Origin of the sequence: Streptomyces sp. NBC_00193, assembly GCF_026342735.1 — a bacterium.
GTDB lineage: Bacteria > Actinomycetota > Actinomycetes > Streptomycetales > Streptomycetaceae > Streptomyces > Streptomyces stoeckheimensis.
Genome location: NZ_JAPEMM010000003.1, coordinates 28,330 through 55,180, shown reverse-complemented (window position 1 = coordinate 55,180; position 26,851 = coordinate 28,330). Strand labels below are relative to the sequence as shown.

Below are 26,851 nucleotides of genomic sequence, written 5' to 3'. Positions count from 1 at the left end.
GCCTGATCCGAAGGACACGCCCTAGGTGTATTGACCCGCAGCGTTGTTCACACGGCTGATGGGCGGGTGTCCGCCCAGTGCGGTGTGGCAGCGGTGGTGGTTGTAGGTGTGCAGGAAGTCTGTCAGGGCTTCGGTCCGCTCATGGTTCGAGGCGTAGGGCCGTTGGTAGGCCCACTCCTCGGCGAGCGTCCGGTTGAAGCGTTCGACCTTGCCGTTGGTCTGCGGCCGGTAGGGCCGGGTTCTTTTGTGGGCGATACCGGCCGCGGTGAGCGTACGGGTGAAGAGCTTGGATTTGTAGCAGGCGCCGTTGTCGGTCAGGACGCGCTCGACGGTGATGCCGTGGGCGGCGAAGAAGGCGTTGGCCCGCTGCCAGAACCCGGTGGCGGTCTCCTTGCGCTCGTTGGCCAGGACTTCGCTGTAGGCGAGGCGGGAGTGATCGTCGACGGCGGAGTGGATGTAGGAGTAGCCGATCACCGGCGTGCTGCTTCTGCGCTGGTCGGTAGTGGCCTGGCGGTTACGGTCGCCTGCGGCTCGGCCCACCACGCGCCATCCGCCGCCGTCGGGGATGTTGCCGAGTTTCTTGATGTCGACGTGGACGAGTTCGCCCGGTCGAGCGCGTTCGTAGCGGCGGATCGGCTCTCCGGTGGGCCGGTCCAGCCAGGCCAGGCGGCCCAAGCCGTGACGGGTCAAAATCCGGTGCACGGTCGAGGCGGGCAGGCCCAGGATCGGGCCGATCCGGGCCGGCCCGAGCTTTCGGCTCCTGCGCAGTTCACAGACTCGGGCTTCGACCGCGGGGCGAGTGCGGTGCGGGGTCGTGCGCGGGCGGCTGGAACGGTCGTGGAGTCCCGCATGGCCTTCAGTCCGCCAGCGGCGGACCCACTTGTGGGCCGTGGGCCTTGATATGCCCATCTCGGCAGCGACATGCGCCACCGGCCGCCCGGCCAGGACACGTTCGACCAGGATCCGCCTGCCGTGAACGGTCAGGCGGGCATTACGGTGTGACACGAAGACCTCCGTGTGTGGTGTGGAGCCTAGACACCTCCACCACACCGGAGGTCTTCACCATGATCAAGACCCGGCCCTGTTAACAACGCTCGTGATCAATACACCTAGGCCGCGCGCAGGACCCGGGTCGGTTCCTCGCTGACCTCCGCGGCGGCGGACAGTCCCGCCAGCCGGCTGCGGTAGCCGTCGCCTGCGCGCACCCGGGCACAGGCCCCGGCGTCCAGCCACCACAGCACGCCCAGGTAGACCCGGGGGTCGGCGGCCGAGCGGAGCAGATCGCTGCCGCCGAAACCGCTGTCCGACACGCACTGGGCGACCAGGGCGCCGAAGTCGAGCTCGAACTGCTTCGGCGGGCCGTCGAGCACGGCCCGGACCAGCACGACGTGGGCGGCGTCCGAGAGCTCGCCCCCGACCGTCATCCGCCCGACGGTGACCATCAGTTCGCTGGTGGAGGTGGTTCCCGGACCGAGCCCGGGATGCCGCAGCGGCGACGGCCCGTCCTCGTGACCGGCCTCGTGCGAGGCCTGGAGCAGCCGGTCCAGGGTGCTCCACTGGTCGAGGTGGACGTAGCTGCCGGGCCGGTCGGGGCAGGCAGCCGTCACGAGCGCCTCGAACCCCTTGGCGGACTCCCGGTGGCGCGCGTAGCCGACGAGTGCCCGTTCGAACGAGGAGGGATCCCCGGTCGTGGTCATCCGCTCGACGACCGTCACCTGCCGGCCGCGCTCTCGCTGGGACATCGGCGGCTCCCCTCCTGCTCCGTGCACGGCATAACCGGTGCATTGTCGGCACACGCCGCTAGAGCGGCGATGGAACCGGGTTCCGTACGGGCCCCCGGAAGGGGTTTTCACCAGCCGTGCCGAACCTCTGCCGTTCCCTTGCCGGTCGTCTGGCCGTCGCTCGCGCACGCTGGTGGACGAGAGCCGGGAACACGGCGACCGACGGCCTCCGGGACGGGGCAGGGGAGGACCACGCGTGAAGAAGGTGCACTTCGCCGGGACACACCGGGTCCGCCACCCCGAGGAGACCTGGGCCCGCCTCGACGAGCTCCGCGACTCCTTCGGGATCACCCGGGTCGCCGACGTCACCGGCCTCGACACCCTCGGCGTCCCGGTCGTCGCCGCGGTCCGGCCGGCCGCCCGGACCCGACCGCTCGCCTACGGCCGCGGAGCCACCCCCCTGCTCGCCCGGATCTCCGCCGTCATGGAGTCCGTGGAGCTCTGGCACGCCGAGTACGCCTGCCCGCCCGCCGAAGTGCTGCGCACGCCCGCGCGCGAACTCGCCCTGCCCTACGACGTACGGGCCCTGCCCCTGCCGCCCGGCAGCCTGCTGAGCGAACACACCCCGCTGGACTGGGTCATCGCCGCCGACCTGGTCACCGGCGCCCCCGTGGCCGCGCCCCGCGCCTGTGTCACCGCGGGCGAGGAGACCGGCACCGAGTGGCGGCCCCCGCTGCTGCGCACCACGGCCGGCGGACTGGCCGGCGGCAACAGCTACGAGGAGACCGTGGTCCACGCGCTCTACAAGGTGATCGAGCAGGACTGCGCCGCCGCCCCGGCCGCCTCCCCGGTCCCGGCCTCCTTCGGCCCGGCCGGCCCCGACACCACCGGCCCCGACACCACCGGCCCCGTCGACCCGGCCGGCGTGGACGACCCGCTCTGCGCCGAGGTGCTCGCCCGCCTCGCCGCCGCCGGAGTCCGGGTCACCCTCACCCGCCGCGCCAACCGCTGGGCGCTGCCCTGCTTCTCGGTGGGCCTGTGGTCGAAGTCCTTCCCCGTGCCCGTCACCGCCGTCGGCGTGCACAGCGACCCCGGCATCGCCCTGGGCCGCGCGCTGACCGGCGCCGCCCGCGACCGGCTGCGCGCCCTGGTGGGCGACGGCCCGGCCACGGCCGCCCGGGCCCGCGCGACGCCGCCGCGCGCCGCCCGCACCGCCGGGGCGCCCGCGGGGCGGCTCCTCGACTGGCGGGAAGCCGCCGCCCGCACCGCCGAGTTCGCCGAATACGCCGAAGATACCGATGAGATGCGCTGGCTCGCCGGCCTGGTCACCGCGGTGACCGGCCACCGGCCCGTGGCCGTGGACCTCAGCACCGAAACCGACGTCCGCGTCGTCAAGGTCGTCGCCGCTGGCCTCACCGGCCCCGCCGCCGGCCCCGGCCCCGTACGCCTGACCGGGGAGCGCCGATGACCACCCACGTGTTCGCCGGAGCCTCCCTCGGCGCCGACGAGGTCCGCACCGCGTACCCCGGCTCGGTCCTCCACCCGCCGGCCCGCCACGGCGACCTGCTCGCCCTCGCCGCCGGGCCCGGGGACACCGTCGTCGTCCTCGACGGCGTCCAGTCCCACGGCACCCCGGTGTCCCACGAGGAGATCCTCGACCTCCTCGCCGACGGCACCCGCGTCGTCGGCGCCGCCGGGTTCGGCGCCCTGCGCGCCGCGGAGTTGTGGCCGTACGGCATGCGGGGCATCGGCCTCGTCTTCGGCATGTTCGTCCAGGGCACCCTGGACGGCGACGCCGAGGTCGCCGCGCACCGGCCCACCCACGCCCACGGGCACCCCACCGTCGCGCTGGTCACCCTGCGCTGGACGGTCGCCAACGCCGTCACCGACCGGATCCTCGACGCCGCCACCGGCGACACCCTCCTCGACCTCGCCGGCTCGATGCACTCCGCCGAGCGCTGCTGGCCCGCACTGATCCGGCTGGCCGGCGAGCACGCGAAGGAGACCGGCGAGGCCGCGGCAGCCCTGCGCGCGTACGCCCGGCGGACCCGCTCCACCACCGATCTGCAGCGCGTGGACTCCCTGCTCGCCCTGTCCTGGCTGGCCCAGGAGGCACCCCCGTCCGCCGCGCCGCCCGCACCGGAGCCCCTGCTCGTACCCGCCTGGTTCCTCACGCCCACGAGCCGTCGCGCGCACTGGCGCAGCACGTTCCGGCCCACACCGGGAACACCGCGCCACCCGGCCGTCCCGGAGCTCGACGTGCTCCGCTTCCAGCAGCTCTACGCACCCGACTTCCCCGCCCGCTACCGGGGTTTCACCCTGCACCGGATCGCCGGGCACCTGCTGCCGACGGGGGACTCGGAACTGGAGACCTGCGCGCTGGAGTCCGCCGCACGGGCGGGCATCACCGCGGACCTGCTCCCCGCCCAGGCGTGGGAGCACTGGCTGACCCCCGGCGAACGGCGCTCCGGAACCCCCTGGCACCGGCTGCTCACCCTGCTCGTCCGCTCCTTCCGCAGCGCACCGGGAGACGCCCCCTTCCACGGGGTGCCCGCGGAGCTGCGCCATGCGGACGCGGTGTGGGCGGCGAGCACGAACGCCGTCGCCGCCATCGACCGGCTGGGCGAGTCCGCCGCGGCGAGCGGCCCGGGGGGCACCGCCCGCCGGATCCCGGTGAGCGAGGTCCGCGGGCACCTGCGGGAGATCTGGGGTGCCGGCAGCCCGGCGGCCCTGGAAGCGGCGGCCCGCGACCGCGGCTTCGCCTCCCTGACCGAGGCGGAGGAGACCGCCCGCCGGTTCATGCCCCTGCGCGCGGCATCAGCCCAGGTGGAGGCCCGCTAGCGCCCCGCTCTCGGCCCGCTCTCGCGCCCCGTCCGAGGCCTTCCTGCGGCGGTACTGTCCCGAAGTGGGGTCCACTCGCGGGCAGCGGACCGGACCGGGAGGCACCGATGAGGAACGTACTGATCGTCGAGGACGACGACGGGGTCGCCGAGGCCCTGGAACAGGCGCTGACCGTGCACGGCTACGCCACGTGCCGCACCGGCACCGGCGCCGCGGCCCTGGAGCACCTGGACGACGCCTCCCTGGTCCTGCTCGACCTCGGCCTGCCCGATCTCGAGGGTCACGAGGTCTGCCGGCGGATCCGGGAGCGCTCCTGCGTCCCCGTCATCGCGCTGAGCGGCCGGGCCGGCGAACTGGACCGCGTGATGGCCCTGCACATGGGCGCCGACGACTTCGTGGCCAAGCCCTTCGGCCGCTACGAGCTGATGGCGCGCATCCAGGCCGTCATCCGGCGCTCCGGCGACTGCCCCCGGCACCACGACGCGGCCGCCGCGAACGAACCGGAGCCCGCGCCCGATCCCGTGGGCGAACACGAACACGAACACCCGGCCGGTACCGGTACCGGCACCGGCGGCATCCTGCGGGCGGGCCCGCTCAGCCTGGACCGGCGCGCCCGCAAGGTGTACCTCGACGGCACGGAAGTACGCATCACCCGCAAGGAGTTCGAGCTGCTGGCCATGCTGCTGGAGGAGCCCGGCACGGTCATGGAACGCCAGGACATCATGGCGCGGGTCTGGGACGAGAACTGGTTCGGTTCCACCCGCACGCTCGACGTCCACGTGGGCTCCCTGCGCAGCAAGCTCGGCAGCAACGACTGGATCGAGGCGGCCCGGGGCGTCGGCTACCGGCTGACCGTCCCGCAGCCGCGGGCGTCGTGAACGCGATGAACGCGCCTCCCGAGTGGGAGCCGGAGCCGCCCATGGTCGTGGTGGCCGCCGCCCACCAGATGCGCGGCCCGCTGTCCTCCGTACGCCTGCGCCTCGAACTCCTCCAGGACCGCTACCTCGACGCGGCCGATCCCGCCCCGGGCCGGGAGGTGGCGGCCATCCTGCGCGAAGTGGCGCGGCTCTCCGAGGTCCTGGAACAGGTCCTGGCCTGGGGCGCGGTCGAGCACGCCGTGGCCCGGGCCGAGACCGCGGACGCCCTCGCCGTCGCGGGGCTGCGCGTGGAGGCGTGGTCCGCCGCGGCGCGGGCCGGCGGCACGCACCTGGAGATCATCGGAGAGCGGGCCCCCCTCGTCCAGCAGCCGGGCACGCTGGAGCAGACCCTCGACGTCCTGCTGGACAACGCGCTCAAGGTCTCCCCGCCGGGCGGGACCGTACGGGTGTCGGTGGGTCGCGATGCCCCCGGCGAGGTGGCCGTCGACGTCTGCGACGAGGGTCCGGGGATGACGCGCGAGGAGATCGCCCACGCCTGCGAACCCTTCTGGCGCGGCCGCGCGGGCCGCGGCGGCCGGGGCAGCGGCCTCGGACTGACGATCGCCGCCGCCCTGCTCGGCGCCTCGGGAGGCCGCCTCGAACTCGGTCTGCGCACGGGCCTTCCCGGCCTGCGCGCGAGGGCCGTCCTGCCCGCGGACACCCCCGCGCCCACCGGCCCGCCGCAGGCTCCGGCCCCCACCGCGCGGGCCTCGCCGTTGGTCCGCACGACCTCGTAGGCCGCGGGGGCCTTCAGGCGTTCGGCTCGTGCGTGCGGGCCTGCCACGTACGGGGGCCGTCGAAGCCGCCGCCCCGCTCGGGGCGGCGCCAGCGGGCCGCCGTCCGCCGCAGCGGGCCGTGGTCCGGGCCGGGATCCGGTTCCGCGGCCCTGGCCAGCAGAACGGCGGTGAGCGCGGCGACCTCCTCCGGACTCGCGCTGCCCTTCTCCACCCGCACCAGGAACGGTGCGTGCTTCTCGTGTACCGCTTGGCGTACCTCGGTCATCTCCGGGTCCTCCTCACTGGGGCGGGTTGCCGTGCTTGCGGCGGGGCAGTGCGGCGTCCTTCGTACGCAGCATCGACAGGCAGCGGATCAGTGCCGAGCGGGTCTCGCGCGGGTCGATCACGTCGTCGACGAGACCGCGCTCGGCCGCGTAATAGGGGTGCACCAGCTCGGTCTTGTACTCGTCGATCTTCTGCCGGCGCATCGCCTCGGGATCGTCGGCGGCGGCGATCTCCCGCCGGAAGACCACGTTGGCGGCGCCCTCGGCCCCCATCACGGCTATCTCGTTGGTCGGCCAGGCCAGCGCGATGTCCACCCCGATCGAGCGGGAGTCCATCACGATGTACGCACCGCCGTACGCCTTGCGCAGGACCACGGAGATCCGCGGCACCGTCGCGTTGCAGTACGCGTACAGCAGTTTCGCGCCGCGCCGGATGATGCCCTGGTGCTCCTGGTCGACGCCCGGCAGGAACCCGGGTACGTCGACGAGGGTGACCAGCGGGATGTTGAAGGCGTCGCAGAACTGCACGAACCGCGCGCCCTTCTCGCTGGCCTTGATGTCGAGGACCCCGGCCATGGCCGCGGGCTGGTTCGCGACGATCCCCACCACCTGGCCGCCGAGCCGGGCCAGCGCCACGACCAGGTTCGGCGCCCACCCGGCGTGGACCTCCATGTAGTCGCCGTCGTCGGTGATCTCCGCGATCACCTCGCGGATGTCGTACGAGCGGTTCCCGTCGGCCGGGACCGTGTCGAGCAGCGCGTCGCAGTGCCGGTCCTCGCTGTCCTCGCTGTGCACGTCCGGCGGCAGCTCGCGGTTGTTGGAGGGGAGCAGGGAGAGCAGGTAGCGCACCTCGGCGAGGCAGGTCTCCTCGTCGTCGTACACGAAGTGGGCCACGCCCGAGACCCCGGCGTGGACGTCGGCGCCGCCCAGGCCGTTCTGCGTGACCTCCTCCCCGGTGACCGCCTGCACCACGTCCGGACCCGTGATGAACATCTGCGAGATGTCGCGGACGGCGAAGACGAAGTCGGTGAGCGCCGGCGAGTACGCGGCGCCGCCGGCGCACGGCCCGAGCATCACGCTGATCTGCGGGATCACGCCGGAGGCCTTGGTGTTGCGCTGGAAGATGCCGCCGTACCCGGCGAGCGCGGAGACGCCCTCCTGGATGCGCGCGCCCGCCCCGTCGTTCAGCGAGACCAGCGGGGCCCCCGCCGCGATGGCCATGTCCATGACCTTGTGGATCTTCTGGGCATGGGCCTCGCCGAGCGCCCCTCCGAAGATCCGGAAGTCATGGGCGTAGACGAACACGGTGCGGCCGTCGACCTCGCCCCAGCCGGTGACCACGCCATCGGTGTAGGGGCGCTTGTCCTCCAGGCCGAAGCCGGTCGCCCGGTGCCTCCTCAGACCCTCGACCTCCGAGAAGCTCCCCTTGTCCAGGAGGAGGTCGATCCGCTCGCGCGCGGTCAGCTTGCCCTTGGCGTGCTGGCGTTCGGTGGCCGCCGGGTTGGCGCCCTCGCGCGTCTCTTCCTTGATGCGGGCCAGTTCACCGAGCCGGTCGGGCGGTGCGCCGACCCCGTCGGCGGCCTGCTGTGTCGTCACCACGGTGCTACTTCCTCCCCGTTGTCTGGTCCATGTCGGCTACCGGTCGGCAGACGGTTCGATGTCGGAGCACATCGACGGCTCCGCGGCGATCAGCTCCAGGGCGTCGGCGGCGGTCAGCATCTCCATCGTCACGAAGCGGGCGGTGATCTCGTGCGGTCCGCCGGTGAGCAGGGCCGACGCCGCCACGTGGGCGGGGCAGCTCGGCAGGTTCTGGACGACCCAGCCCTCGGGGCGGTCGGCCACGTCCGGCCCTTCGTCGGTGCCCAGGTAGTCGGCGGACAGCTCCCGTCCGAGCCCGGTGCCCAGGCCCTTGAAGTAGGCCTCCTTGCGCGTCCAGAGCCGGCCGAAGGCCAGCTGCCGGTCCGTGTCCTCCTCGATCTCGGCGAGTTCCTTCTGCTCCATCGGGTGCAGATCGGGCATGCACAGGTTGGTCGTCTCCAGCGACGGCACCCGCTGCACGTCGATGCCCACGGTCGAGGTCGCGATCCCGATGAGGACCACCCCGTGACTGTGCGACAGGGAGAAGTGCAGCGACGAGTCGCGGAGCACCGGCCGGCCGTGCGGGCGGTCGCAGCAGGGGCAGGCGTCGCGGCCGAACTGCAGCTGCCCCGGAGCGATGCCGGTGTACGCGGAGAGCAGCCGCCGCAGCGCGATGTGGGCCGACAGATAGGTCAGCCGGTCGTTCGGCCTGATGAACGCGGCGGCCCGTTTGTGCTCCTTGGCATCGAGCTCGTCCGTGACGAGGGCGCCCTCGTTCTCCTCCGTCAGGTCCGGATGGCACACCCACAGGTGCATGTCCTGGTCCGGTGCGGTGATCCGGGCCGTCCCGGAGGGCTTGCTCATCGGCCCGCGCCGGCCGTCGCGGCGAACTGGACCTGGGATTCCCGGCGGTCCGGCATCAGCGCGCACAGCAGCGCGGCGACCTCGGCCACGCTGTCGTCGCGCAGCAGGTCCGCCGCCTTCACCGTGACGCCGAGCGCCGTCTCCAGCTTCCGCTTGAGCTGGATGGCCATGATCGAGTCCACGCCCTGGCTGCGCAGCGGCCGGCGGACGTTGATCCGGTAGGCGGGCGGGATGTCGAGGGTCTCCGTGAGCTCCTGGCAGATGTACTGCTCGATGATCCGTATGCGCGCCCCGGTGTCCGCGGCGCGCAGGGCGGGCAGATCGGGCAACCGTTCGAGCCAGGTGCTTGTGTTCCGTAGTGCCATGGTTCGTACCGCCTTCTGTGAAGGGTGGACGGTGCTTTTGGGATGAAAAGGGGCCCGCTCGCCTCCTGGTGACGGGGGTCGCCGGGTCTCGCCGGCGTCGACCGGATCATCGGTCCGTGTGCCGCGCCGGGGTGCCGGAGCGCCGGTCCAGCGGCGCGGGACGGCTGTGGCGTCACCCTTCCCAGAGCGTCCCGACGTGTTCCGGAGGGTGGGTCGCGCCCCGCTTGACGGCCCTTGGGCAGAGCTCTGGCCTCGTTTCGTGAGCTCAGTCTTCGATTCCGGTCAGGGCCTGTGGCCCCTGTCCGGCGACACCGAACCACCGCAGCAGGGCCCGTGGCAGGGCGGCCCCCGACCTGTCCGGTGCGGTCCACACGATGTGGCCGTCCGGCCGTACGAGGACTGCGCCGGTGCCGTGCAGGGGGCCCGGCGGGGCACCCGGCTCGGGTCGGGCGGTGACGAAGGCGACCCGGTCCGCCCAGGGGCGGGCCGCGCAGCGCAGGGCCGGGTTGCCGACGAGGTCCAGCAGGAGCCCGCGGCCCGGGCGCAGCATGGCCGTCGTCGTCATGACGGGTCCCCAGGGCGTGACCAGCCGGGCGTGCGGGATCCGCGCTCCGAGCAGGGTGCGCGGAGGATCCGTACCGGTCGCTCGGCCGGGCGGCAGGTGCGGCTGGGCCCGGATGGTGGCCGGCACCCGGCGGCCGGCCTCCCGCCGCTCGGTGTCGTAGCTGTCGAGCAGGCCGGGCGGCGCCCAGCCGCGTACGGCCGCCGCCAGCTTCCAGCCGAGGTTGACCGCGTCCTGCAGGCCGAGGTCGAGCGCCCGCCCGCCGGCCGGTACCCGCCGCCGGGCGGCGTCGCCCGCGAACAGCACCCGGCCGGGGAACCGGGCCCCCGTCAGGCGCCGTACGGTGCTGCGCACGCCGTCGCATCCGACGAGGTAGCGGCCGCGCAGGCGTACGGTGCCCTCGGGTCCGAGCGCCTCCGCCTCCACGTGCTCCTCGGTGACGGTGACCCCGCGCAGTTCGAGGCGGCGCCGCACGTCGGCGCCCGAGGAGGCCGCCCACCTGCCGAAGTGCCCCCGCATCTCGCGGGGCGGGGTCCCCCGGGGGCCGAGCAGGCCCCGGCCGTCGAGGATCTCCATGGTGCGGGTGTGCAGGGCGCAGGCCCGCGGCCGCGGCGCCGGGGCCTCCCCGCGATCCAGTACGGTCACCGCGGCGCCGCCGAGGCGCAGTTCACCGGCGAGCATCAGCCCGACGGGCCCCGCGCCCACGACGACGACATCGGTGTCCAGCCGGTCTTCGCGCGAGCCGTGCTGGGACATGCGCACTCTCCTTGGTCTCGATCCCGGCGGACAGCTGACCGGATCGTGCTTCACAGCTTCTTCGGGCCGGGGCGCGCGTTCAACACACCGCGTTTTCAGAGCCTGGCCAGAGTTCTGCAGCCGTCGTCCGCCCGTGTAAGCAGCGACGCACGTGAAGTTCAGGAGAGAGACAGAAGGGCCCCGACGGCCTGAAACGGACCGTGCCGGCCGCGGCACTGCCCCTCACCCGGCGCCGAGGCGAGATATTCGGGTTCATGGTCATGTCCAGCAGTGCGGCGCCCTCGGCGGCCGACGTTCTCCACGCCCGGTACGCCGGCAGGCTGCCCGCCTCGCTGGAGAAGCTCGCCGGACCCCGCCACGGCGTGGTCGAGCTGCCGCTGCACGTGGCCTGGTCCGGACTGCGGTCCTACGACCTGGAGCGCCCGCGCCTGCGGATGGGCCTCTACCGCACCGTCCTCGCCGAGGGGCAGCACGAGGACCTCGTCGCCTTCCTGAACCGCGACCTCCTCCTCGCGCAGTGGCCCGTCCTGCGCACCCTGGTCAGCAGGCACCTGCGCGAGGTCTGGGAAGGCACCTTCCCCGAGCTGCTCGCGGCGACGGGATCCGCCGCCGCGTGAAACTGAGCGACCTGCACCGCTTCCCGCCACCGCACCACCACCGAACTCGAACGCCTCGGCGAGCGCCACGGCCGTGACGAGTTCCGCCTCCAGGACCTGCGCGACCGCCTCGCCGGCGCGGACTGGGCGGACGACGACGAGTTCGCCGCATACGGTCTCACCGAGGACGAGACCGCCGAGCTGCGCACCTGGGCCCGCCGCTGGACCGACGACCTCGACCAGCGCCTGCACGACGCCGACCACGATCGCGACGTCCCCCTTTAGGCGGAGCCCTCCGGGGACCGTGGCGCGGGCTTCGTGTGGAGGACCTCGCGGGCCTGCTCCGCGGCGCGGGTTATGCCCTCGCTCACGAAGTCGACGAAGCGGGCGATGTTTTCGAGGCGGGTGGCGGCCGGCGTGCCCGGGCCGAGGACGCCGACGCCCTGCCGGGCCGTCTCCACGAGCAGGGTGTGGGCGCGGGCGCTGGCGATCATCCCCTGGTACCAGACGTCGTCGTCGACGACGTAGCGCTCGCGGCGGCCCTCGTCCGGCTCCCGGCGGACGAGGGACTGGCCTTCGAGGAAGGTGATGGCCTTGGAGACGGACGCCGGGCTGACCTGGAGGCGCCGGACGAGTTCGGACGCGGTGAGACTGCCCGCGTCGGTCGTGTAGAGCGCGGCCAGTACCCGCGCCGTCATCTTGGACAGGCCCGACTGCACGAAGATCCCGGCGAACGTCTCCTCGTACGCGCGCACGGCCTCGGCATCGCGCCCGTCGGCCTGCGGGGACACCTGCGGACCCCGGGGCGCGGGCTGCCGGCTCCGGTGGGCACGGCGTTCGGTGGCGCGGTGGGCCAGGTCGGAACGGTAGGAGGCGGGACCGCCGTTGCGCATCACCTCGCGGGTGACCGTCGAGGTCGGCCGGTCCAGCCGCCGCGCGATCTCCGCGTAAGCGAGCCCGTCGGCCAGCCCCAGCGCGATCTGCTGGCGCTCCTGCTGCGTGAGTCTGCCTCCCGGCACCGTGATCTCCCTCTGTAGGTCCGCGATGCTCCCAGCATAGCGTTCACTCCCAGTCCATTGCAACGCATGACGGGCTTGCGTTGCATTGAATTCAAAACCATTGCAACGATAATGGCCCAATTGACCTGCGGAGATGCAGAAATTACGCAACGAGTGTGTTGCCAGGTATTGGAATGCAACGTAGCTTTTCCGTTGTCGGAAACAAACGGCACCACCGCAGACCACAGGAGAGAACGATGCAGAAGTTCGCCACCACCGCCCCGATCGCCGCCGTCCTCGACATCCCGGCCGGCCGTATCCGCCTCATCGCCGCCGACCGCGCCGACACCACCGTCGAGGTCCTGCCCGCGGACGCCTCGAAGGGCCGCGACGTGAAGACGGCGGAGCAGACGACGGTCGCCTACGCCGACGGCGTCCTGCGCATCGAGGTCCCCGAGCCGCAGAACCGGATCCTCGGCGCCGCCGGATCCATCGAGGTCACCGTCCAGCTCCCCGTCGGCTCCCGCATCGAGGCCAAGGCGGCCGCCGCCGAGCTCCGGGGCGTCGGGCAGCTGGGCGACGTCGCCTTCGAGGGCGCGCAGGCCACCGTCAAGCTCGACGAGGCCGCGAGCGCCCGCCTCACCGTCCAGGCCGGCGACATCGCGGTCGGCCGCCTCGGCGGTCCCGCGGAGATCAGCACCATGAAGGGCGACATCAGCATCGCCGAAGCCGTGCGCGGCACGGTCGTGCTGCGCACCGAGTCCGGCGACGTCTCGGTCGGCGCCGCCGCCGGAGCCGCCGCCTCCCTGGACGCCGGCACCTCCTACGGCCGGATCCACAACGCGCTGCGGAACACCGGGAGCGCCGCCGACCGGCTGGAGATCCACGCGACCACCTCCTACGGCGACATCACCGCCCGCAGCCTCTGAGGCCGCCGCACCACCCGCCCGAACCCGCCCGCACCGTCGAAGGAGCAGAGCAATGAGCACCACCAAGCAGTACCAGGCCGCGGAGCGGCTCCTGCACCGCCCCGCCCGCCCCGGCGAGCTCGTCACCGGCGACAAGGTCAGGCCGCAGTGGACCGACGCCGGCGCCCGGTTCTGGTACGCGGTGCACACGGGTACCGGCCGCCGGTTCGTCATGGTCGACCCGGCGGCGGGCACCCGGGAGCCCGCCTTCGACCACCCCCGGCTCGCCGCCGCCCTGGCCGCGGCCTCCGGACACCCGGTCGACCCCGAGGCCCTGCCGTTCACGGCGATGGAACCGGTGGGCAGCGCCGTGGAGTTCGACGCCTTCGGCGAGCACTGGAGCTGCGACCTGGACGGCTACACCTGCGAGCGGGCCGAGTCCGCCCCGCCGGGCAGCCCGCTGGAGGTCCCCTCGCCCGACGGGAAGTTCGCCGTGTTCCGGCAGGGGCACGACCTGTGGGCGCGCTCGCTGTCCGACGGCCGCACCTGGGCCCTGACCACCGACGGCGCACCCGGCCACGCCTACGGCGCCGGCCCGGACTGCACGGCCAACGCCACCCTGCTCGGAAAGATAGGCCTCCCGCACCTGCCGCCCGCCGTGGCCTGGTCGCCCGACTCGACGAAGGTGCTGGCCCACCGCACCGACGAGCGCGAGGTCCGCCTCGCCCACCTCGTGCAGGCCGCCCCCGCCGACGGCGGCCCGCCCCTCACCCGCACCCAGCGCTACGCCCACCCCGGTGACGCGCACGTGCCGCGCGCCGAGCTGGTCGTACTGGACCTCGCCGAGGGCGCCGTGGTCCGCGCGCAGGCCGAGCCGCTGCTCATGCCGCAGCTGTCCCCGATCACGGCCCAGTGGGCGTGGTGGGCCCCGGACGGCTCGGCCGTCCACTACCTGGACCGCCCCCGCGACCTGCGCACCCTCACCCTGCACCGGCTCGACCCGGCCACCGGCGAGGTCACCACGGTGCTCGGCGAGAGCGGGCCCACCCGGGTGGAGCCCAACCCGTGGGCGTTCGAGCCGCCGATCGTCCGGGTCCTGGCCGACGAGGTGCTCTGGTACTCGCAGCGCGACGGCCGCGGCCACCTGTACCGCTACGACCTGCACACCGGAGCCCTGCTCGGACAGGTCACCTCCGGTCCGTGGGAGGTCCGCCAGATCCTGCACGTCGACGAGGCCGCGCGGACGGTCTACTTCACCGCCTCGGGCCTGGTGGCGGAGGATCCGTACCGGCGCACGGTGTGCAGCGCGTCCCTGGACGGGACGGCCTTCACCCGGATCACCCCGGACGACCAGGACCACACCGTCACGACTTCCCCCGCCCGGGACTACTTCATCGACTCCGCGTCCACCGTCGACACCCCGCCGGTCACCCGGGTCCGCGACTGGACCGGCCGGGTGCTCGCCGAGCTGGAGCGCGCCGACACCGGCAAGCTCACCGAGACCGGCTGGACCCCGCCGGAGCGGTTCTGCGTCAAGGCGGCCGACGGCGAGACCGACCTCTACGGAGTCCTCTACCGGCCGCGGGACTTCGACCCCGCCCGGCGCTACCCGGTCATCGACAGCCTCTACCCCGGACCGCAGGTCAACCGCGTCGCCCCGGGCTTCGACCCCGGCGGCCTGGGCATGGACGCCGAACCCCTCGCGGCGCTCGGATTCGTGGTGATGGCCGTGGACGGACGGGGCACCCCCGGCCGCGGAAAGGCCTTCCACGACGCCTCGCAGGGCCGGCTGTCCGACGCCGGCTGCCTGGACGACCACGTCGCGGCGCTGCGCCAACTGGCCGCCACCCGGCCGTGGATGGACCTGGACCGGGTGGGCGCGTTCGGCCACTCCGGCGGCGGATTCGCCGCGGCCCGCGCGCTGCTGGACCACCCCGGGGTGTTCACGGCGGGGGTGGCCCTGTCCGGCTCGCACGACGCCCGCTGCTTCAACCTCGGCTTCGTGGAGTCCTACGACGGCGCGGACAACCCCGAGGCCTGGGCCCGCACCTCCAACCTGGACCTCGCGGACCGCCTCGCGGGCAAACTGCTGCTCGTCCACGGAGAGATGGACGACCAGGTCCACCCGGCCCACACCCTCCGGCTCGCCGACCGCCTCATCGCCGCCGACAAGGACTTCGAGCTGCTCGTCGTCCCCGGCGCCGACCACACCTTCATCGACCACCTGGCCTACGTCCGCAAGCGCTGCTGGGACTTCCTGGTCCGCGAGCTCCAGGACACCCGGCCCCCGGCCCACCGCCCGGCCCCGATCCCCCTGGGCCCCGAGCTCCTGGCGGACCTGTTCGCCTGACCCGGGGGACCGGGGGACCGGGGGACCGGGACCGGGTGACCGGGACCGGCGCCCGGACCGGCTGAACCACCGACGGCCCGGCCCCGGGAAACCCCCGGGGCCGGGCCGTCACCGCATCGGACGCGATGTCAGGCGCGGCAGCGCAGCATCTCCAGCGGGGGGTTCTCGGCGAGGTTCGCCCAGTGCTCCGCGCCGAACTCCCGCAGGCCGGCCTCGGACACCGTGATCGGGGTCCAGGTGAGCCCGCTGAACCCGGCCGCCTTCAGGGAGTTCTCGTAGACCTCGCGGCGCGGGAAGTTCGCCTCGAACGAGACCGGCGGGTCGAGCAGCGCCGTGGTCCGCACCTTGAACCCGGTCTCGACCTCCTCACCGGTGAGCTCGGTGCGGAAGCCGTACTTCTCCGGGGTCGGTCCGTCGAAGCGGTAGTCGGGCGACTGGTTGATCAGGAAGAGCTCGGCGCCCGGCTTCAGGCTCCGGTGGATGTTGCGGCACATCCGCTCCGTGGTGGCGATGTCCGAGGCGTAGTTGAGGAGCTGGACGGCCAGCCCGACGTCGAAGGGCTCCTCGAAGGACCGCAGCTCGGCCGCGTCGCCCACCTCGTAGCGCACGCCCAGGGGCTCGCGCTCCTCGATCGCCTGCGCCACGGAGACCAGCTCGGGGGAGATGTCGATCCCGAGCACCTCGGATGCGCCGCGCCGCTTGAGCTCCCGGCTGTAGAAGCCGGTACCCGAAGCCACGTCGAGCACCGACTTGCCCGTCACGTCCCCGACCAGGGCCAGGAATCCGGGCACGATCGCCCACTGCTCCAGCGGAAGGGCCTTGAACCCCTCGTACGCCTCACCGATCTTGTCGTACTGCTCCTGTGCACTCATGGTGCCGTCCTCCCCGTTGGTTTTCACCGTGCAAGAGGGCCTGCTCCCGCCCCGTGAACGCGACGGATCAAGCCCTCTGACCGGCAGTCTCTCCCAAACCGACAGGTCATCAGCCCTGGCGAAAACCACAAAGACCGGCCATCTCTCCCGGCCTCCCGCACAGCCGCCGCACGGCGCAGGGAGACAGGAAGGGGGCCGCTCAGGAGGCCGCGAGCGCGACGCACATCCCGCCGAGCGCCACCGCCTGGAGCAGGACCCGGACGTTGATGACGCTGTCCCAGGTCCGCTGCAGCCCACGGGCGTCGGGCGCGACGCGGCAGTCCAGTGCCGCTCCGGTGAGCTCCTTGTTCACGGGCGCGCTCACCTTGTTGTAGATGGCCAGCCACGCCACCAGCGCCAGGGCGGCCACGCCCGAGGCCACGGACGGCGTGGTCTTTCCCTCGAACCCGGCCACGGCGGCGGTGCCGACCGTGGCCACCAGGCCGAAGACGCCCGGGATGGGCATCCGGCTGTCGCCGAAGCGGTGGATCTGGCCCATGGCGCTGGTCAGGGCCGCGTCGTCGACATGGGCCATGGCCGGCCGCTGGACGAGTGCCGAGAACACGTCGGTGCCGTAGACCACCGCGTTGGCCATGGTGGCCACCACGGCCAGCGTGAGCAGGAGCGCTTCCATCACAACCACCTCTGTCGTTCTGCCGGTTGCCGCGTGGCCGTCGCGCCACGGGGATATAGCGATGCTAGATGTCCTGCTGACACTATCAACATCGATGCCCGTAATGCTAGCGTTGACAACTACCGGAGTCCGTCAGGGATCTCGTACCCGATGGCAGCGGCCTGGCCGCCCGGACAGCCACGAGGAGAGCTAGAGATGGCCATAGGACGACGTCCCCGTCGCGTACTCATAGCCGGCGGAGGGATCGGCGGCCTCGCCGCAGCCCTCGCACTCCAGCGCAAGGGCTTCGAGGTCGTCGTCTTCGAGCGGGCCGAGGAACTGCGCGACGGAGGTGCCGGACTGCACGTCTGGACCAACGGCATGCTCGCGCTGGACTACCTGGGTCTGGCCGAGAAGGTCCTGGAGATCGCCCCGGCCCAGCAGACGGCGCACTTCAGCACCTGGCGCGGCGAGGTGCTCGGCGCCTGGCCGGTGGGCGACTTCGTCACCCGCTACGGACAGCCCACCATCGCCGTCGAACGCTCCGTACTGCACGGCATCCTGCGCGACGCGCTGGAGGGCCCCGTGGTGCGCACCGGCGCCCACGTCATCGGCTTCGACCAGGACGCCGAGGGCGTCACCGTCCGCTTCGCCGACGGCGGCAGCGACCGCGGCGACCTGCTGATCGGGGCCGACGGCATCCACGGAGCCGTGCGCGACGCCATGTTCGGCCCCGCCAAGAACCGCTTCAGCGGCTACATCGCCTGGCGCGGCCGGGCCCCGATGGAGCACGCCGACATCCCGTCGGGCACCTTCAACGCGATGTTCGGGCCGGGTACCCGGTTCACCTACTACGACGTCGCACCCGGCCTGGTGCACTGGATGAGCGTGGCCAACGGAGCGCCCGGCGGGCGCGACGAGCCCGGCGTACGGGACATGCTGCTGCGCCGCCACGCAGGCTGGGGCGGCCCGGTCGCGGACATCCTGCGCGCCACCCCCGAGGAGTGGATCCTGCGCGGAGACGTCGAGGGCCGCAAGCCCGAACGCCAGTGGGGCAAGGGCCGCGTCACCCTGCTCGGCGACGCCGCCCACCCCATCACCTTCAACATCGGCCAGGGCGCCTGCCAGGCCCTGGAGGACGCCCTGGTCCTGGCCGAGCACCTGGAGCGGGCGGGAAGCGACCCGGTCGCGGCGCTCCGCGGCTACGAGGCCGAGCGCCGCGAGCGCACGGCGCCCCTGCAGCGCATCGCCTGGCGCATCGGGCAGATGGGCTCGGTGGAGAACCCGCTGCTGATCAAGGCGCGGGAGGCCTTCATGCGCAAGAACTGGAACACCAAGGCCTTCGGCGCGGCGGAGAAGGGGCAGGTCGCCTACGGCACCCGCTGGGCCAAGGCCCCCGGACGGGCGGCCGCGCAGCCGGCCGCCGCCCCCGGCGCCGCCGCCGAGTGAATCGAGGCGCATTCGAGGAATGCGCCAGAACGTGATGCCAGATTTCACGGGGTCGAGGACCGGTCGCCGATGGACACCGGCGGACCGGCGGACCGGCGGCTCGACGACCTGTCACCCACAACTCAGTGAGGTAGGAACGGGGATGATCGACAATCTCTTCACGATGTTTCCCGGTCAGGGCTCGCAGCGCGCGGGCATGGCCGGACACCTCCTCCGCGACCACCCCCGCACGGTCGGACGCGTGCTGGCCCGGGCGGAGGAGGCCACGGGACTCCCCCTGACGGAACTGTGCACCACGGCCCCCGATGCGGACCTCGCACCGACCGAGATCGCCCAGCCCGCCATCGTCGCCACCAGCCTCGCCGTGTACGAGGTACTGCGCCAGGAGACGGGCCTGCGCCCCGGCGCGGTCGCCGGGCACAGCCTGGGCGAGTACACGGCCCTGATCGCCGCCGGCGTTCTCGAAGCGGGCGACGCGCTACGCCTCGTACGCCGCCGCGGCGAGCTGATGGCCGGTGTCTCTCGCCGGGTGTCCGGGGCCATGACCGCGCTCATGGGGCTGGCTCCCGAGCGGATCGAGCAGCTGTGCGCGGCTGCCGCACCGCTCGGCGTCGTGGAGGTCGCCAACTACAACGAGGCGGGCCAGACGGTCGTCTCCGGCCAGAGCGAGGCGGTCGCCGAGGTGAGCCGGCTCGCCCTGGAGGCGGGCGCCGAGCGGGCGGTGCCGCTCAAGGTCTCCGCACCCTTCCACTGTTCGCTGATGAGCGCGGTCGAGGACGAGTTCACCGCCGAACTGGAGCGCACCACGTTCTCCGCGCCCCGGCTCCTCGTCATCAGCTCGGTGACCGGCGCCGCGGTGCGGGACGGGGCGCACGCCCGCGACCTGCTCCGGCGCCAGCTCGCCGGACCCGTGCGCTGGGTCGACGTACTGGCAGCCGCCTCGGTGCACGGCGTCGGCGGCTACCTGGAGGTCGGCCCCGGCCGCGTCCTCAGCGGCTTCGCCAACCGCTGCGTGCCCGGCGCCCTGGTCCGCAGCACCAACGACGAGCGCCGCATCAACACCCTGCTGCGCGACCTGAGCCCGGAGCCCGTCGCCGGCGCGGTCGCCGCGTAGCCGCGCAGCCGCGTACGCCCACACCCGTCTCCGTCCCTTCCCCCCCACTCCTTTCGTTCCCCTTCGCGAAATCCACTTGAAAGGCAGCAAACGGTGCCCGAAACCCTGACCACCCTGTCGACCGACTACCTCCCCGCGGTCCAGGCCGCCATAGCCGACGCCCTCGGCATCGACGAGGCCGAGGCCGTTCCCGACGCGACCCTCCTCGGGGCGCTGGGTGCCGAGTCCATCGACCTGCTCGACATCCTCTTCCGGCTGGAGCGCGCCACCAAGGTGAAGATCACCGTGGCCGACATCGCCAACCTGCTCCAGGGCGGCATCCCGGACGAGGAGTTCGGCGACGAGAACGAGGTCGTCAACGACACCGGCCTGACCCACCTGGAGAAGGTCCTGCCGCAGTTCGACCGCAACCAGCTCGCGGAGCCGCTGACCGCCGAAGGGGTCCTCGGCCTGTTCACCGTCCAGAACCTCACCGATCTGCTGACCGAGCGCGCCCACGCGGCCGCCGCAGCCTGACATCCCGTCCCGCATCCGCCCGGCTCCGGACCGCGGGGCCGGGCGGGTGCGGGGTGGCGCCGGGGCCCGTATGGCGCCCGTCGGCCGCAGCAGCCAGGACGCCCACCTCGTAGCAGAAACGGGAAGAGACAGATGAAGCTGAAGGACCGCACCGCCCTGGTCACCGGTGCCTCGCGGGGCATCGGCCGGGCCATCGCCCTGGCCCTGGCCGAACAGGGGGCGGCCGTCGCAGTCAACTACCGCTCACGCCGGGAAGACGCCCTGGCGGTCGTCAAGGAGATCGAGGCGGCGGGCGGCCGGGCCGTGGCGATCGGAGCCGACGTCTCCGACCCCGAGCAGGCCGCGGAACTGGTCGCCGAGGCCATCCGTCAGCTGGGCTCCCTGAACGTGCTGGTCAACAACGCGGGCACCAGCGACGACGGCCTGATCTACCAAGGCGCGCCGGACGCCTGGCTGAACGTCATGAAGGTCAACTTCGGCGGGGCGTACCACTGCACGCACGCCGTCATGGAGCACTTCATGGCCCAGGGCGACGCCACCGTCGTCAACATCTCCTCCGCCATGGGCGAGCGCGGCTGGATCGGACAGTCCAACTACTCCGCCTCCAAGGGCGCCCTGAACTCCTTCACCCGCTCCGCCGCGATCGAACTCGCGCGGTTCGGCGTACGGGTCAACGCGGTCCTCGCCGGCTTCACCCCGACCGAACTGGTGGGCGAGGTGCTCCAGCGCGACGGGGGCAAGAGCATCAAGCGCCAGATCCCCCTGCGCCGCTTCGCCACCGTCGAGCAGGTCGCCGCGGCCGCCGTGTTCCTGGCCGGCCCGGACTCCGGATACACCACCGGCGAACTGCTCACCGTCGACGGCGGATTCTCCGCCCAGCTCGGCATCGGCCGCCCGTAACGGACCGGAGGGAACGGAAGAAGAAGAGACGACCATGCGATTCCATCTGATCGACCGGATCGAGACCTGGACCCCACGCGAGCGGATCACCGCCCGCAAGGTCACCACCGTCGACGAGGACTACTGGCAGGCCACGGCGAACGGCCCGGCCCTGCCCTTCGGCCTCGCGCTGGAGGCACTGTGCCAGTCGGCCACCTGGCTGATCATGCTCAGCACCGACCACACACTGCGCGCGGCACTGCTCGCCGTCGGCGAGGCCACCGCCCACCGTCCGGTGGTGCCCGGTGAGGTGCTCCGCATGGAGGCCAGGATCGAATCGATGAACGACGACGCCGCGATCCTGGACGGCACCGTCACGGTGGACGGCGAGACCGTCCTGGAAGCGAGCGGCATCATGTGCGCGCTCATCGACGCCGAGCGTCTCGACGACCCGGCGAACACGGCGCGCATGGCGCGACAGCTGCAGGGCGGAGGACCGGTCGGATGAAGCGCGTAGCCATCACCGGAGTCGGGGCGGTCACCCCTCTCGGGAACGATGCGGACAGCACCTGGGAAGGCCTGGCCACCGGACGCAGCGGAGTCGGTCCGCTGACCACCTTCGACGCCTCCGGCTTCCCGGTGCGCATCGCCGCACAGGTCAAGGACTTCGACGCGGCGGCCGCCATCCCGGCGAAGGTCGGGCGCAAGCACCTCTCGCGCGTCGGCCAGTTCGGCGTCGCGGCAGCCTGGGAGGCGGTGCGCTCCGCCGGGATCGACGGGCTCTCCGAGGAGGTGTACGCCGCCGACGAGCGCGGCGTCGCCATGGGAGCCAGCGTCGGGCGCCCCGAGCTCCAGGCCCTGCTCGACATCGGGCACCTGCGGGCCACCACCGGACAGGCGGACGCCTTCATCTGCCAGCCCCCCGCCCTCACCCTGACCGACGACCAGAACGTCCCCCTGGCCGCCATGGCCCGGATGGTCGGCGGCACCGGTCCGATGCTGGGCATCAGCACCGCCTGCGCCGGATCCGGGCACGCCATCGGAGAGGCGTACCGCGCCATCCAGGAGGGCGACGCGAAGCTGATGATCGCCGGCGGCTACGACTCGCTGACGACCTGGCTCGACCTGCTCGGCTTCAGCCTGCTCGGGGCCCTGACGGACCAGTACAACGACGATCCCGAGCACGCCTCGCGCCCTTTCGACGCGGACCGCAGCGGCTTCGTGGTCGGCGAGGGCGCCGTCGCCGTCATCCTGGAGGACATGGACGCGGCCCGCGAACGCGGCGCCACCATCCTCGCCGAGGTCCTCGGCTACAGCTCCACCCTCAACGCCTACCGCATCACCGACTCCCCGCCGGACGGCTCCGGAGCGATCCAGGCCATGGAAGGCGCCATCGCCGAATCCGGCCTCGGCACCGGCGGCATCGACTACGTCGTGGCGCACGGCACCAGCACGCACGGCAACGACCAGTCGGAGACCACCGCCATCAAGAAGGTGTTCGGCGCCGAGGCGCAGCGGCTGGTGGTCAGCGCTCCCAAGTCCATGGCCGGACACCTGACCTCGGCCAGCCTCGGACTCGGCGTCCTCGCGGCCGTCAACGCGATGCAGCACTCCCTGGTGCCGCCCACCCTCAACCTCGACCGGCCCGACCGCGGGCTCGACCTGGACTACGTACCGAACACCGCGCGCTCCATGCCGGTATCGGCGGTCCTCATCAACGCCTTCGCGTTCGGCGGCAGCAACACCAGCATCGTCATAGGCACCCCGCAGGAGGAGGCGTGAGCACCGCGACGCAGACGAGCACCGCCACCGGCGCGAGCACCGCCACCGCCGAGGTGCCCCCCGGCTTCGACCGGCTCGTGGAGCTCGTCCCGGGCGAACGGGCGGTCGCCGTCCGCAACATCCCCGCCACCCTGCCCGTCTTCGACCACCACTTCCCCCGTCACCCCATCCTGCCGGGCGTGCTGCTCCTGGAGAGCATGGCCGACCTGGCGAAGGCCGCCGCGGGCGGCGACCCGGCCGGCTGGCGGCTCGCCTCCGTACGGGGCGTCCGCTGGAAGCACTTCGTGGCCCCCGGCGACCAGGTCGAGATCACCGTCGAGGTGACGGGGCGCACGCAGCAGACGACCGATGTACGGACCACCGCCCGGGTCGAGGGCCGTGTGGTCGCCGCCGCTCGCCTCCTCACCCTGGTGAGCGCCGAGAAGCCCAGGGAGGGCACAGCATGAGCGACGACAGGCGGCGCGTGATGGTGACCGGCATCGGTCTGATGACCGCGATCGGCCAGGGCGCCGCACCCACCTGGGAGAACCTTCTCGAGGGCCGCAGCGGGATCGGCCCGCTGCGCGCCTACGACCCCGCGCCGCTGCGCACCGGCATCGGCGCCGAGATCCCCGACTTCGACCCCACGCAATGGGCCAGCCGGCGCACCCTGCGCATGCTGTGCCGCGGGGACCAACTGGCCCTGGCGGGCGCCACCCTGGCGCTGCGCGACGCCGGTCTGGACGGCGAGAGCGACCTCGGCCAGCGCGCCGGGCTGTTCCTCGGCAGCAACAAGGAAATGCCCCGCATGGACGAGCTGATCGCCCAGCTCCAGGCCGTCCGCGCCGAGGACGGCACCCCCGACCTCCACAAGCTGGGCCAGACGGCCTCCTCGGTGATCGCCCCGCTGTTCTTCGTCGAGGGGCTGCAGCCCGCGGCCGGCTTCCACATCTCCGAGAAGTACGGCATCCGCGGCGCCAACGCCTACTTCGCCGGCACCGCCGACGCCGGCGCCATGGCGATCGGCCGCGGCATGCGCACCGTACGCCGCGGCGAGGCCGACATCGTGCTCGCGGGCGGGTACGACGACGCCACCGGCTGGTGGGCCATGTCCAAGATGGACGGCCTCGGCGTCCTGTCCACCCGCACCGACCTCGGCCAGGAGGCCTTCCGGCCCTTCGACCGGGACCGCAGCGGCTCCGTGTTCGGCGAGGGCGCCGCCCTCCTCGTCCTGGAGGAGCGCGAACACGCCCTGGCGCGCGGCGCCCACTGCTACGCCGAGGTCACCGGCTACGGCGCGGGCAACGACTGCGTACGCCCGCCCAGCCCGCAGGCCAGGGCCCGCGGCCTGTCCCGGGCGATCGTCCGCGCGCTCGACGACGCGGGCGGCGTCTTCCACGACGGCGGCTACATCGCCGCACACGGCTGCGCCACCGTCCAGGGCGACGCCAGCGAGACCCTCGCCCTGCACGACGCGCTCGGTACGGCCGCCAAGGCGGCGCAGATCAGCAGCATCAAACCGCAGACCGGCCACCTGGTCGGCGGAGCCGGGGCACTGAACGCGGCCGTCACGGCGCTCGCCCTGAACTCCGGCGTCGTCCCCGCCACCCAGAACCTGCACCACCCCGCCGACGAGTGCGACCTGGACTACGTACCGCTCACCCCGCGCGAAACGCGGCCCGACAGCGCACTGGCCCTCGCCCGCGGTCTGGAAGGCCAGGCGGTGGCCATCGCCATGGGGCGGACCTCATGACGGACATACGCATACCCCCGGACGGAGAGCGGACATGACCGACGACGTGTACGAGCACGACACCGCGCCGGGCGGCACGGGCCGGACCCGGACCGTGGTGGTCTGCGGCGTCGGCGCCGTGACCGCCCAGGGAGCCACCGCCACGGCGCTGTGGGAGGGCGTACGGGCCGGGTACCCGGCCATCGGACCGGTGCGCGGCATGCCGATGGAGGGCTACGGCACCGACATCGGCGGCGAGGTCCAGAGCGAGCTCGCCCCCGCCTACGACTACCTGGCCGCCTTCGGCGGACGCGAGCGCGAGCCCGCCGTCGACTTCGCGCTGGCGGCGGCGCAGGAGGCGCTGGACCAGGCGGACCTCGGCGGCGTGCCCGCCGACCGCTGGGGCGTCTCCTTCGGCTCCTGCAACGGCGGGCTGCGCAGCGCGGAGAAGCTCGCCCGCAGAGCCCGGGCCGGCGGCGCCCCCGAGGACGACGGCCGGCACTACCTGCTGGTGCCCCCGCATGCCATCGCCGAGGCGCTCAGCAGCGCCTTCGGCCTCAAGGGGCCGTCGCTGTCGGTGAACACGGCCTGCGCGTCGGGCGCCCACGCCATCGCCCACGCCGTCGAATCGATCCGCTCGGGACACTCCGACGCCATGCTCGTCGGGGGCAGCGACGCCTTCACCGAGACGGCGTGGGCCGGATTCACCAGCCTCCAGTCGCTGTCCAGCAAGCCGGCCGCCCCGTACTCCAAGGACCGCGACGGCCTCTCGCTGGGCGAGGGCGCGGGCATGCTCGTCCTGGTCGAGGAGTCCGTGGCCCGCGCCGCGGGCGCCCCGATCCTCGCCGAGGTCCTGGGCTACGGGCTCTCCGCGGACGGCTACCACGCGACCGCCCCGCACCCCAAGGGCGAGGGCGCGGCCCGTGCGATCCGCGGTGCGCTGCGGGCCTCCGGCCTCGCCCCCGAGGACGTCGGCTACATCAACGGCCACGGCACCGGCACGCCCAAGAACGACTCCGCCGAGAGCAACGCGGTCCGTGCCGCGCTGGGCGAGAGCGCCGAGAAGACCCCGCTGAGCAGCTCCAAGTCGATGATCGGCCACCTGCTGGGCGCCGCCGGGGCGGTCGAGGCCATCGTCACCGTCCAGGCGCTGGTCGAGCAGATCGCCCCGCCCACGGCCAACTTCACCGGCGTGGACCCCAAGTGCGGCCTGGACGCCGTGCCCGACGCCGGACGCCCGCTGGCCATGGACGCCGCGCTCTCGAACAACTTCGCCTTCGCCGGGGCCAACGCCTGCGTCGCCTTCGGCCGGCCGGACGCGCGGCGCTTCACCGCCGAGGTCCCGCCCGCCGGAGAGAAGGTGGTGGTCACCGGCTTCGCCGCGATCACCGCGGCCGGTACGGGCGCCGACGCGCTGTGGCGGGCCTGGCGCGCGGGCAGCCCGCTGGGCGCGAACGAGGACGGACTGCGCGTCGCGCGCGCGGACTTCGACCCGGCGGCGCACTTCTCGCCCGCCGAGCGGCGCCGCGTCGACCGGCTCGGCCAGCTCGCCGTGGCCTCCTGCCGCGTGGCCCTGGAGCACGCCGGCCTCACCGCCGACGAGCGGGTCGGCGTCGTCCTGGGCACCGGGCTGGGCCCGATGCGCAGCATCGAGGACTTCCTGCAGCCCGTCCTCGACATCTGCCCCTCCTACGGCAGCCCGGCCGTCTTCCCCAACACCGTCTTCAACGCCGCCGCCGGCCAGGTCGCCATGAACGTCGGCGCCAAGGGGCCCACCTCGACGGTGACCACCGGGCACGCGGCCGGGGCCTCGGCCCTCACCGTCGCCTACGACCTGCTGCTCCAGGGCCGCGCGGACGCGGTGCTGTGCCCGGCGGTGGAGGACCTCTCCCCGGGCGTCCTGGAGGCCTACCGCGGGCTGCCCCTGTTCGGGGACGAGGGCTACACCCTGTCCGAAGGGGGCATCGCCCTGGTCCTGGAACGCGAGTCGAGCGCCCTGGCCCGCGGGGCCCGGGTGCTGGCCGAGTTCGCGGGACACACCACCACCAGCGACGCCCAGGGAATCGGCCGCTGGGACGCCGAGGGCGAGGGCGTGGAGCGGGCCATGCGCGGGGCCCTGGCCCACGCGGGCGTCCAGCCGGGCGAGCTGACCGGGATCTGGGCCAACGCGGCCGGCCTGGAACGCGCCGACGGCCCCGAGCAGCTGGCCGCCGGCCGGCTCGAAGGGGCGGGCTCCGTCCCCGTCCACACCCCCAAGCGGACGCTCGGCGAACCGGCGGGTGCGGGCGCACAGCTGGCGGCCGTGCTCGCCCTCACGGGCTGGGACAACGGCCTGGAGAGCGGGCCGGTCCTCATCAACAGCTCCTCGCTCGGGGGGACCCACATCAGCCTCGTCCTGCGTCCCGCTACGGAGAACTGAC

26 protein-coding genes are annotated in these 26,851 nt (G+C 73.1%); 16 read left to right on the top strand and 10 right to left on the bottom strand.

Features of this window, described 5'->3' with window-relative positions:
• Positions 1–21 precede the first annotated feature (21 nt).
• Together OG898_RS35375 and OG898_RS35370 are read right to left on the bottom strand one after the other, a co-directional pair.
• The gene (locus OG898_RS35375; protein WP_266959169.1) at positions 22–1,005 is read right to left on the bottom strand and encodes an IS481 family transposase; all 984 of its coding nucleotides are present in this window, start codon (positions 1,003–1,005) and stop codon (positions 22–24) included.
• Positions 1,006–1,109: 104 nt separating this feature from the next.
• The gene (locus OG898_RS35370) at positions 1,110–1,742 is read right to left on the bottom strand and encodes a hypothetical protein (RefSeq protein ID WP_266962838.1); all 633 of its coding nucleotides are present in this window, start codon (positions 1,740–1,742) and stop codon (positions 1,110–1,112) included.
• A gap of 235 nt (positions 1,743–1,977) precedes the next feature.
• Between OG898_RS35370 and OG898_RS35365 the strand changes: the two genes are divergently transcribed.
• From OG898_RS35365 to OG898_RS35350, 4 genes are all read left to right on the top strand, one after another.
• Positions 1,978–3,189: a YcaO-like family protein gene (locus OG898_RS35365; RefSeq protein ID WP_250745314.1), complete on the top strand. Its 1,212-nt coding sequence runs from the start codon at positions 1,978–1,980 to the stop codon at positions 3,187–3,189.
• Positions 3,186–4,562: a TfuA-like protein gene (locus tag OG898_RS35360; RefSeq protein ID WP_266962835.1), complete on the top strand. Its 1,377-nt coding sequence runs from the start codon at positions 3,186–3,188 to the stop codon at positions 4,560–4,562. The genes OG898_RS35365 and OG898_RS35360 overlap by 4 nt, the downstream gene beginning before the upstream one ends.
• Positions 4,563–4,669: 107 nt before the next feature.
• A complete protein-coding gene (locus OG898_RS35355; protein WP_266962833.1) occupies positions 4,670–5,440 on the top strand; it encodes a response regulator transcription factor in 771 nt (256 codons plus the stop codon).
• A gap of 5 nt (positions 5,441–5,445) precedes the next feature.
• On the top strand, positions 5,446–6,216 hold the full coding sequence (locus OG898_RS35350; RefSeq protein WP_266962831.1) for a sensor histidine kinase KdpD: 771 nt from the start codon (positions 5,446–5,448) through the stop codon (positions 6,214–6,216).
• Positions 6,217–6,229: 13 nt separating this feature from the next.
• Here the strand turns inward: OG898_RS35350 and OG898_RS35345 are convergent, their stop codons facing one another.
• The 5 genes from OG898_RS35345 to OG898_RS35325 form a co-directional block, all read right to left on the bottom strand.
• Positions 6,230–6,481: an acyl-CoA carboxylase subunit epsilon gene (locus OG898_RS35345; RefSeq protein WP_266962829.1), complete on the bottom strand. Its 252-nt coding sequence runs from the start codon at positions 6,479–6,481 to the stop codon at positions 6,230–6,232.
• A gap of 13 nt (positions 6,482–6,494) precedes the next feature.
• On the bottom strand, positions 6,495–8,075 hold the full coding sequence (locus tag OG898_RS35340) for an acyl-CoA carboxylase subunit beta (RefSeq protein WP_250745352.1): 1,581 nt from the start codon (positions 8,073–8,075) through the stop codon (positions 6,495–6,497).
• Between the two features lie 39 nt (positions 8,076–8,114).
• Positions 8,115–8,921 carry a 4'-phosphopantetheinyl transferase superfamily protein gene (locus OG898_RS35335; protein ID WP_250745309.1) on the bottom strand — a complete coding sequence of 269 codons (807 nt, stop codon included), beginning with the start codon at positions 8,919–8,921 and terminating at the stop codon, positions 8,115–8,117.
• Complete coding sequence (locus OG898_RS35330) at positions 8,918–9,286, bottom strand: acyl carrier protein (RefSeq protein WP_250745308.1); 369 nt, start codon at positions 9,284–9,286, stop codon at positions 8,918–8,920. The genes OG898_RS35335 and OG898_RS35330 overlap by 4 nt, the downstream gene beginning before the upstream one ends.
• Before the next feature lie 265 nt (positions 9,287–9,551).
• Positions 9,552–10,604 carry an FAD-dependent monooxygenase gene (locus OG898_RS35325; RefSeq protein ID WP_266962825.1) on the bottom strand — a complete coding sequence of 351 codons (1,053 nt, stop codon included), beginning with the start codon at positions 10,602–10,604 and terminating at the stop codon, positions 9,552–9,554.
• Positions 10,605–10,858: 254 nt separating this feature from the next.
• Between OG898_RS35325 and OG898_RS35320 the strand changes: the two genes are divergently transcribed.
• Complete coding sequence (locus tag OG898_RS35320; protein ID WP_266962823.1) at positions 10,859–11,221, top strand: hypothetical protein; 363 nt, start codon at positions 10,859–10,861, stop codon at positions 11,219–11,221.
• Positions 11,222–11,481: 260 nt separating this feature from the next.
• Here OG898_RS35320 and OG898_RS35315 read toward each other — a convergent pair whose 3' ends face one another.
• Entirely contained in the window at positions 11,482–12,219 is a 738-nt protein-coding gene (locus OG898_RS35315) for a helix-turn-helix domain-containing protein (protein WP_250745305.1), read from the bottom strand.
• A 236-nt stretch (positions 12,220–12,455) separates the two neighbouring features.
• Between OG898_RS35315 and OG898_RS35310 the strand changes: the two genes are divergently transcribed.
• Positions 12,456–13,127, top strand: a complete 672-nt coding sequence (locus OG898_RS35310) for a DUF4097 family beta strand repeat-containing protein (protein ID WP_250745304.1) — start codon at positions 12,456–12,458, stop codon at positions 13,125–13,127.
• Positions 13,128–13,179: 52 nt separating this feature from the next.
• The gene (locus OG898_RS35305; RefSeq protein ID WP_266962819.1) at positions 13,180–15,456 is read left to right on the top strand and encodes a DPP IV N-terminal domain-containing protein; all 2,277 of its coding nucleotides are present in this window, start codon (positions 13,180–13,182) and stop codon (positions 15,454–15,456) included.
• Positions 15,457–15,584: 128 nt separating this feature from the next.
• Here OG898_RS35305 and OG898_RS35300 read toward each other — a convergent pair whose 3' ends face one another.
• A complete protein-coding gene (locus tag OG898_RS35300; RefSeq protein WP_250745302.1) occupies positions 15,585–16,328 on the bottom strand; it encodes a class I SAM-dependent methyltransferase in 744 nt (247 codons plus the stop codon).
• A gap of 199 nt (positions 16,329–16,527) precedes the next feature.
• A complete protein-coding gene (locus tag OG898_RS35295) occupies positions 16,528–17,001 on the bottom strand; it encodes a DUF1772 domain-containing protein (RefSeq protein ID WP_250745301.1) in 474 nt (157 codons plus the stop codon).
• Between the two features lie 195 nt (positions 17,002–17,196).
• Between OG898_RS35295 and OG898_RS35290 the strand changes: the two genes are divergently transcribed.
• From OG898_RS35290 to OG898_RS35250, 9 genes are all read left to right on the top strand, one after another.
• Positions 17,197–18,429, top strand: a complete 1,233-nt coding sequence (locus tag OG898_RS35290) for an FAD-dependent monooxygenase (protein WP_250745300.1) — start codon at positions 17,197–17,199, stop codon at positions 18,427–18,429.
• Between the two features lie 142 nt (positions 18,430–18,571).
• Positions 18,572–19,543 carry an ACP S-malonyltransferase gene (gene fabD / locus OG898_RS35285; protein WP_250745299.1) on the top strand — a complete coding sequence of 324 codons (972 nt, stop codon included), beginning with the start codon at positions 18,572–18,574 and terminating at the stop codon, positions 19,541–19,543.
• A gap of 93 nt (positions 19,544–19,636) precedes the next feature.
• Complete coding sequence (locus OG898_RS35280; protein ID WP_250745298.1) at positions 19,637–20,059, top strand: acyl carrier protein; 423 nt, start codon at positions 19,637–19,639, stop codon at positions 20,057–20,059.
• A 132-nt stretch (positions 20,060–20,191) separates the two neighbouring features.
• Positions 20,192–20,959 (top strand): SDR family NAD(P)-dependent oxidoreductase, encoded by a 768-nt coding sequence (locus OG898_RS35275; RefSeq protein ID WP_250745297.1) that lies wholly within the window; start codon positions 20,192–20,194, stop codon positions 20,957–20,959.
• A gap of 34 nt (positions 20,960–20,993) precedes the next feature.
• Positions 20,994–21,446: a 3-hydroxylacyl-ACP dehydratase gene (locus OG898_RS35270; protein WP_250745296.1), complete on the top strand. Its 453-nt coding sequence runs from the start codon at positions 20,994–20,996 to the stop codon at positions 21,444–21,446.
• Positions 21,443–22,720 (top strand): beta-ketoacyl synthase, encoded by a 1,278-nt coding sequence (locus OG898_RS35265; RefSeq protein WP_250745295.1) that lies wholly within the window; start codon positions 21,443–21,445, stop codon positions 22,718–22,720. The genes OG898_RS35270 and OG898_RS35265 overlap by 4 nt, the downstream gene beginning before the upstream one ends.
• Entirely contained in the window at positions 22,717–23,166 is a 450-nt protein-coding gene (locus OG898_RS35260) for a 3-hydroxyacyl-ACP dehydratase FabZ family protein (RefSeq protein WP_250745294.1), read from the top strand. The genes OG898_RS35265 and OG898_RS35260 overlap by 4 nt, the downstream gene beginning before the upstream one ends.
• On the top strand, positions 23,163–24,452 hold the full coding sequence (locus OG898_RS35255; protein WP_250745293.1) for a beta-ketoacyl synthase: 1,290 nt from the start codon (positions 23,163–23,165) through the stop codon (positions 24,450–24,452). Before OG898_RS35260 ends, OG898_RS35255 begins: the two co-directional genes overlap by 4 nt.
• A 34-nt stretch (positions 24,453–24,486) precedes the next feature.
• Positions 24,487–26,850 carry a beta-ketoacyl-[acyl-carrier-protein] synthase family protein gene (locus OG898_RS35250; RefSeq protein ID WP_266962810.1) on the top strand — a complete coding sequence of 788 codons (2,364 nt, stop codon included), beginning with the start codon at positions 24,487–24,489 and terminating at the stop codon, positions 26,848–26,850.
• The last annotated feature ends 1 nt before the right edge of the window (position 26,851 follow it).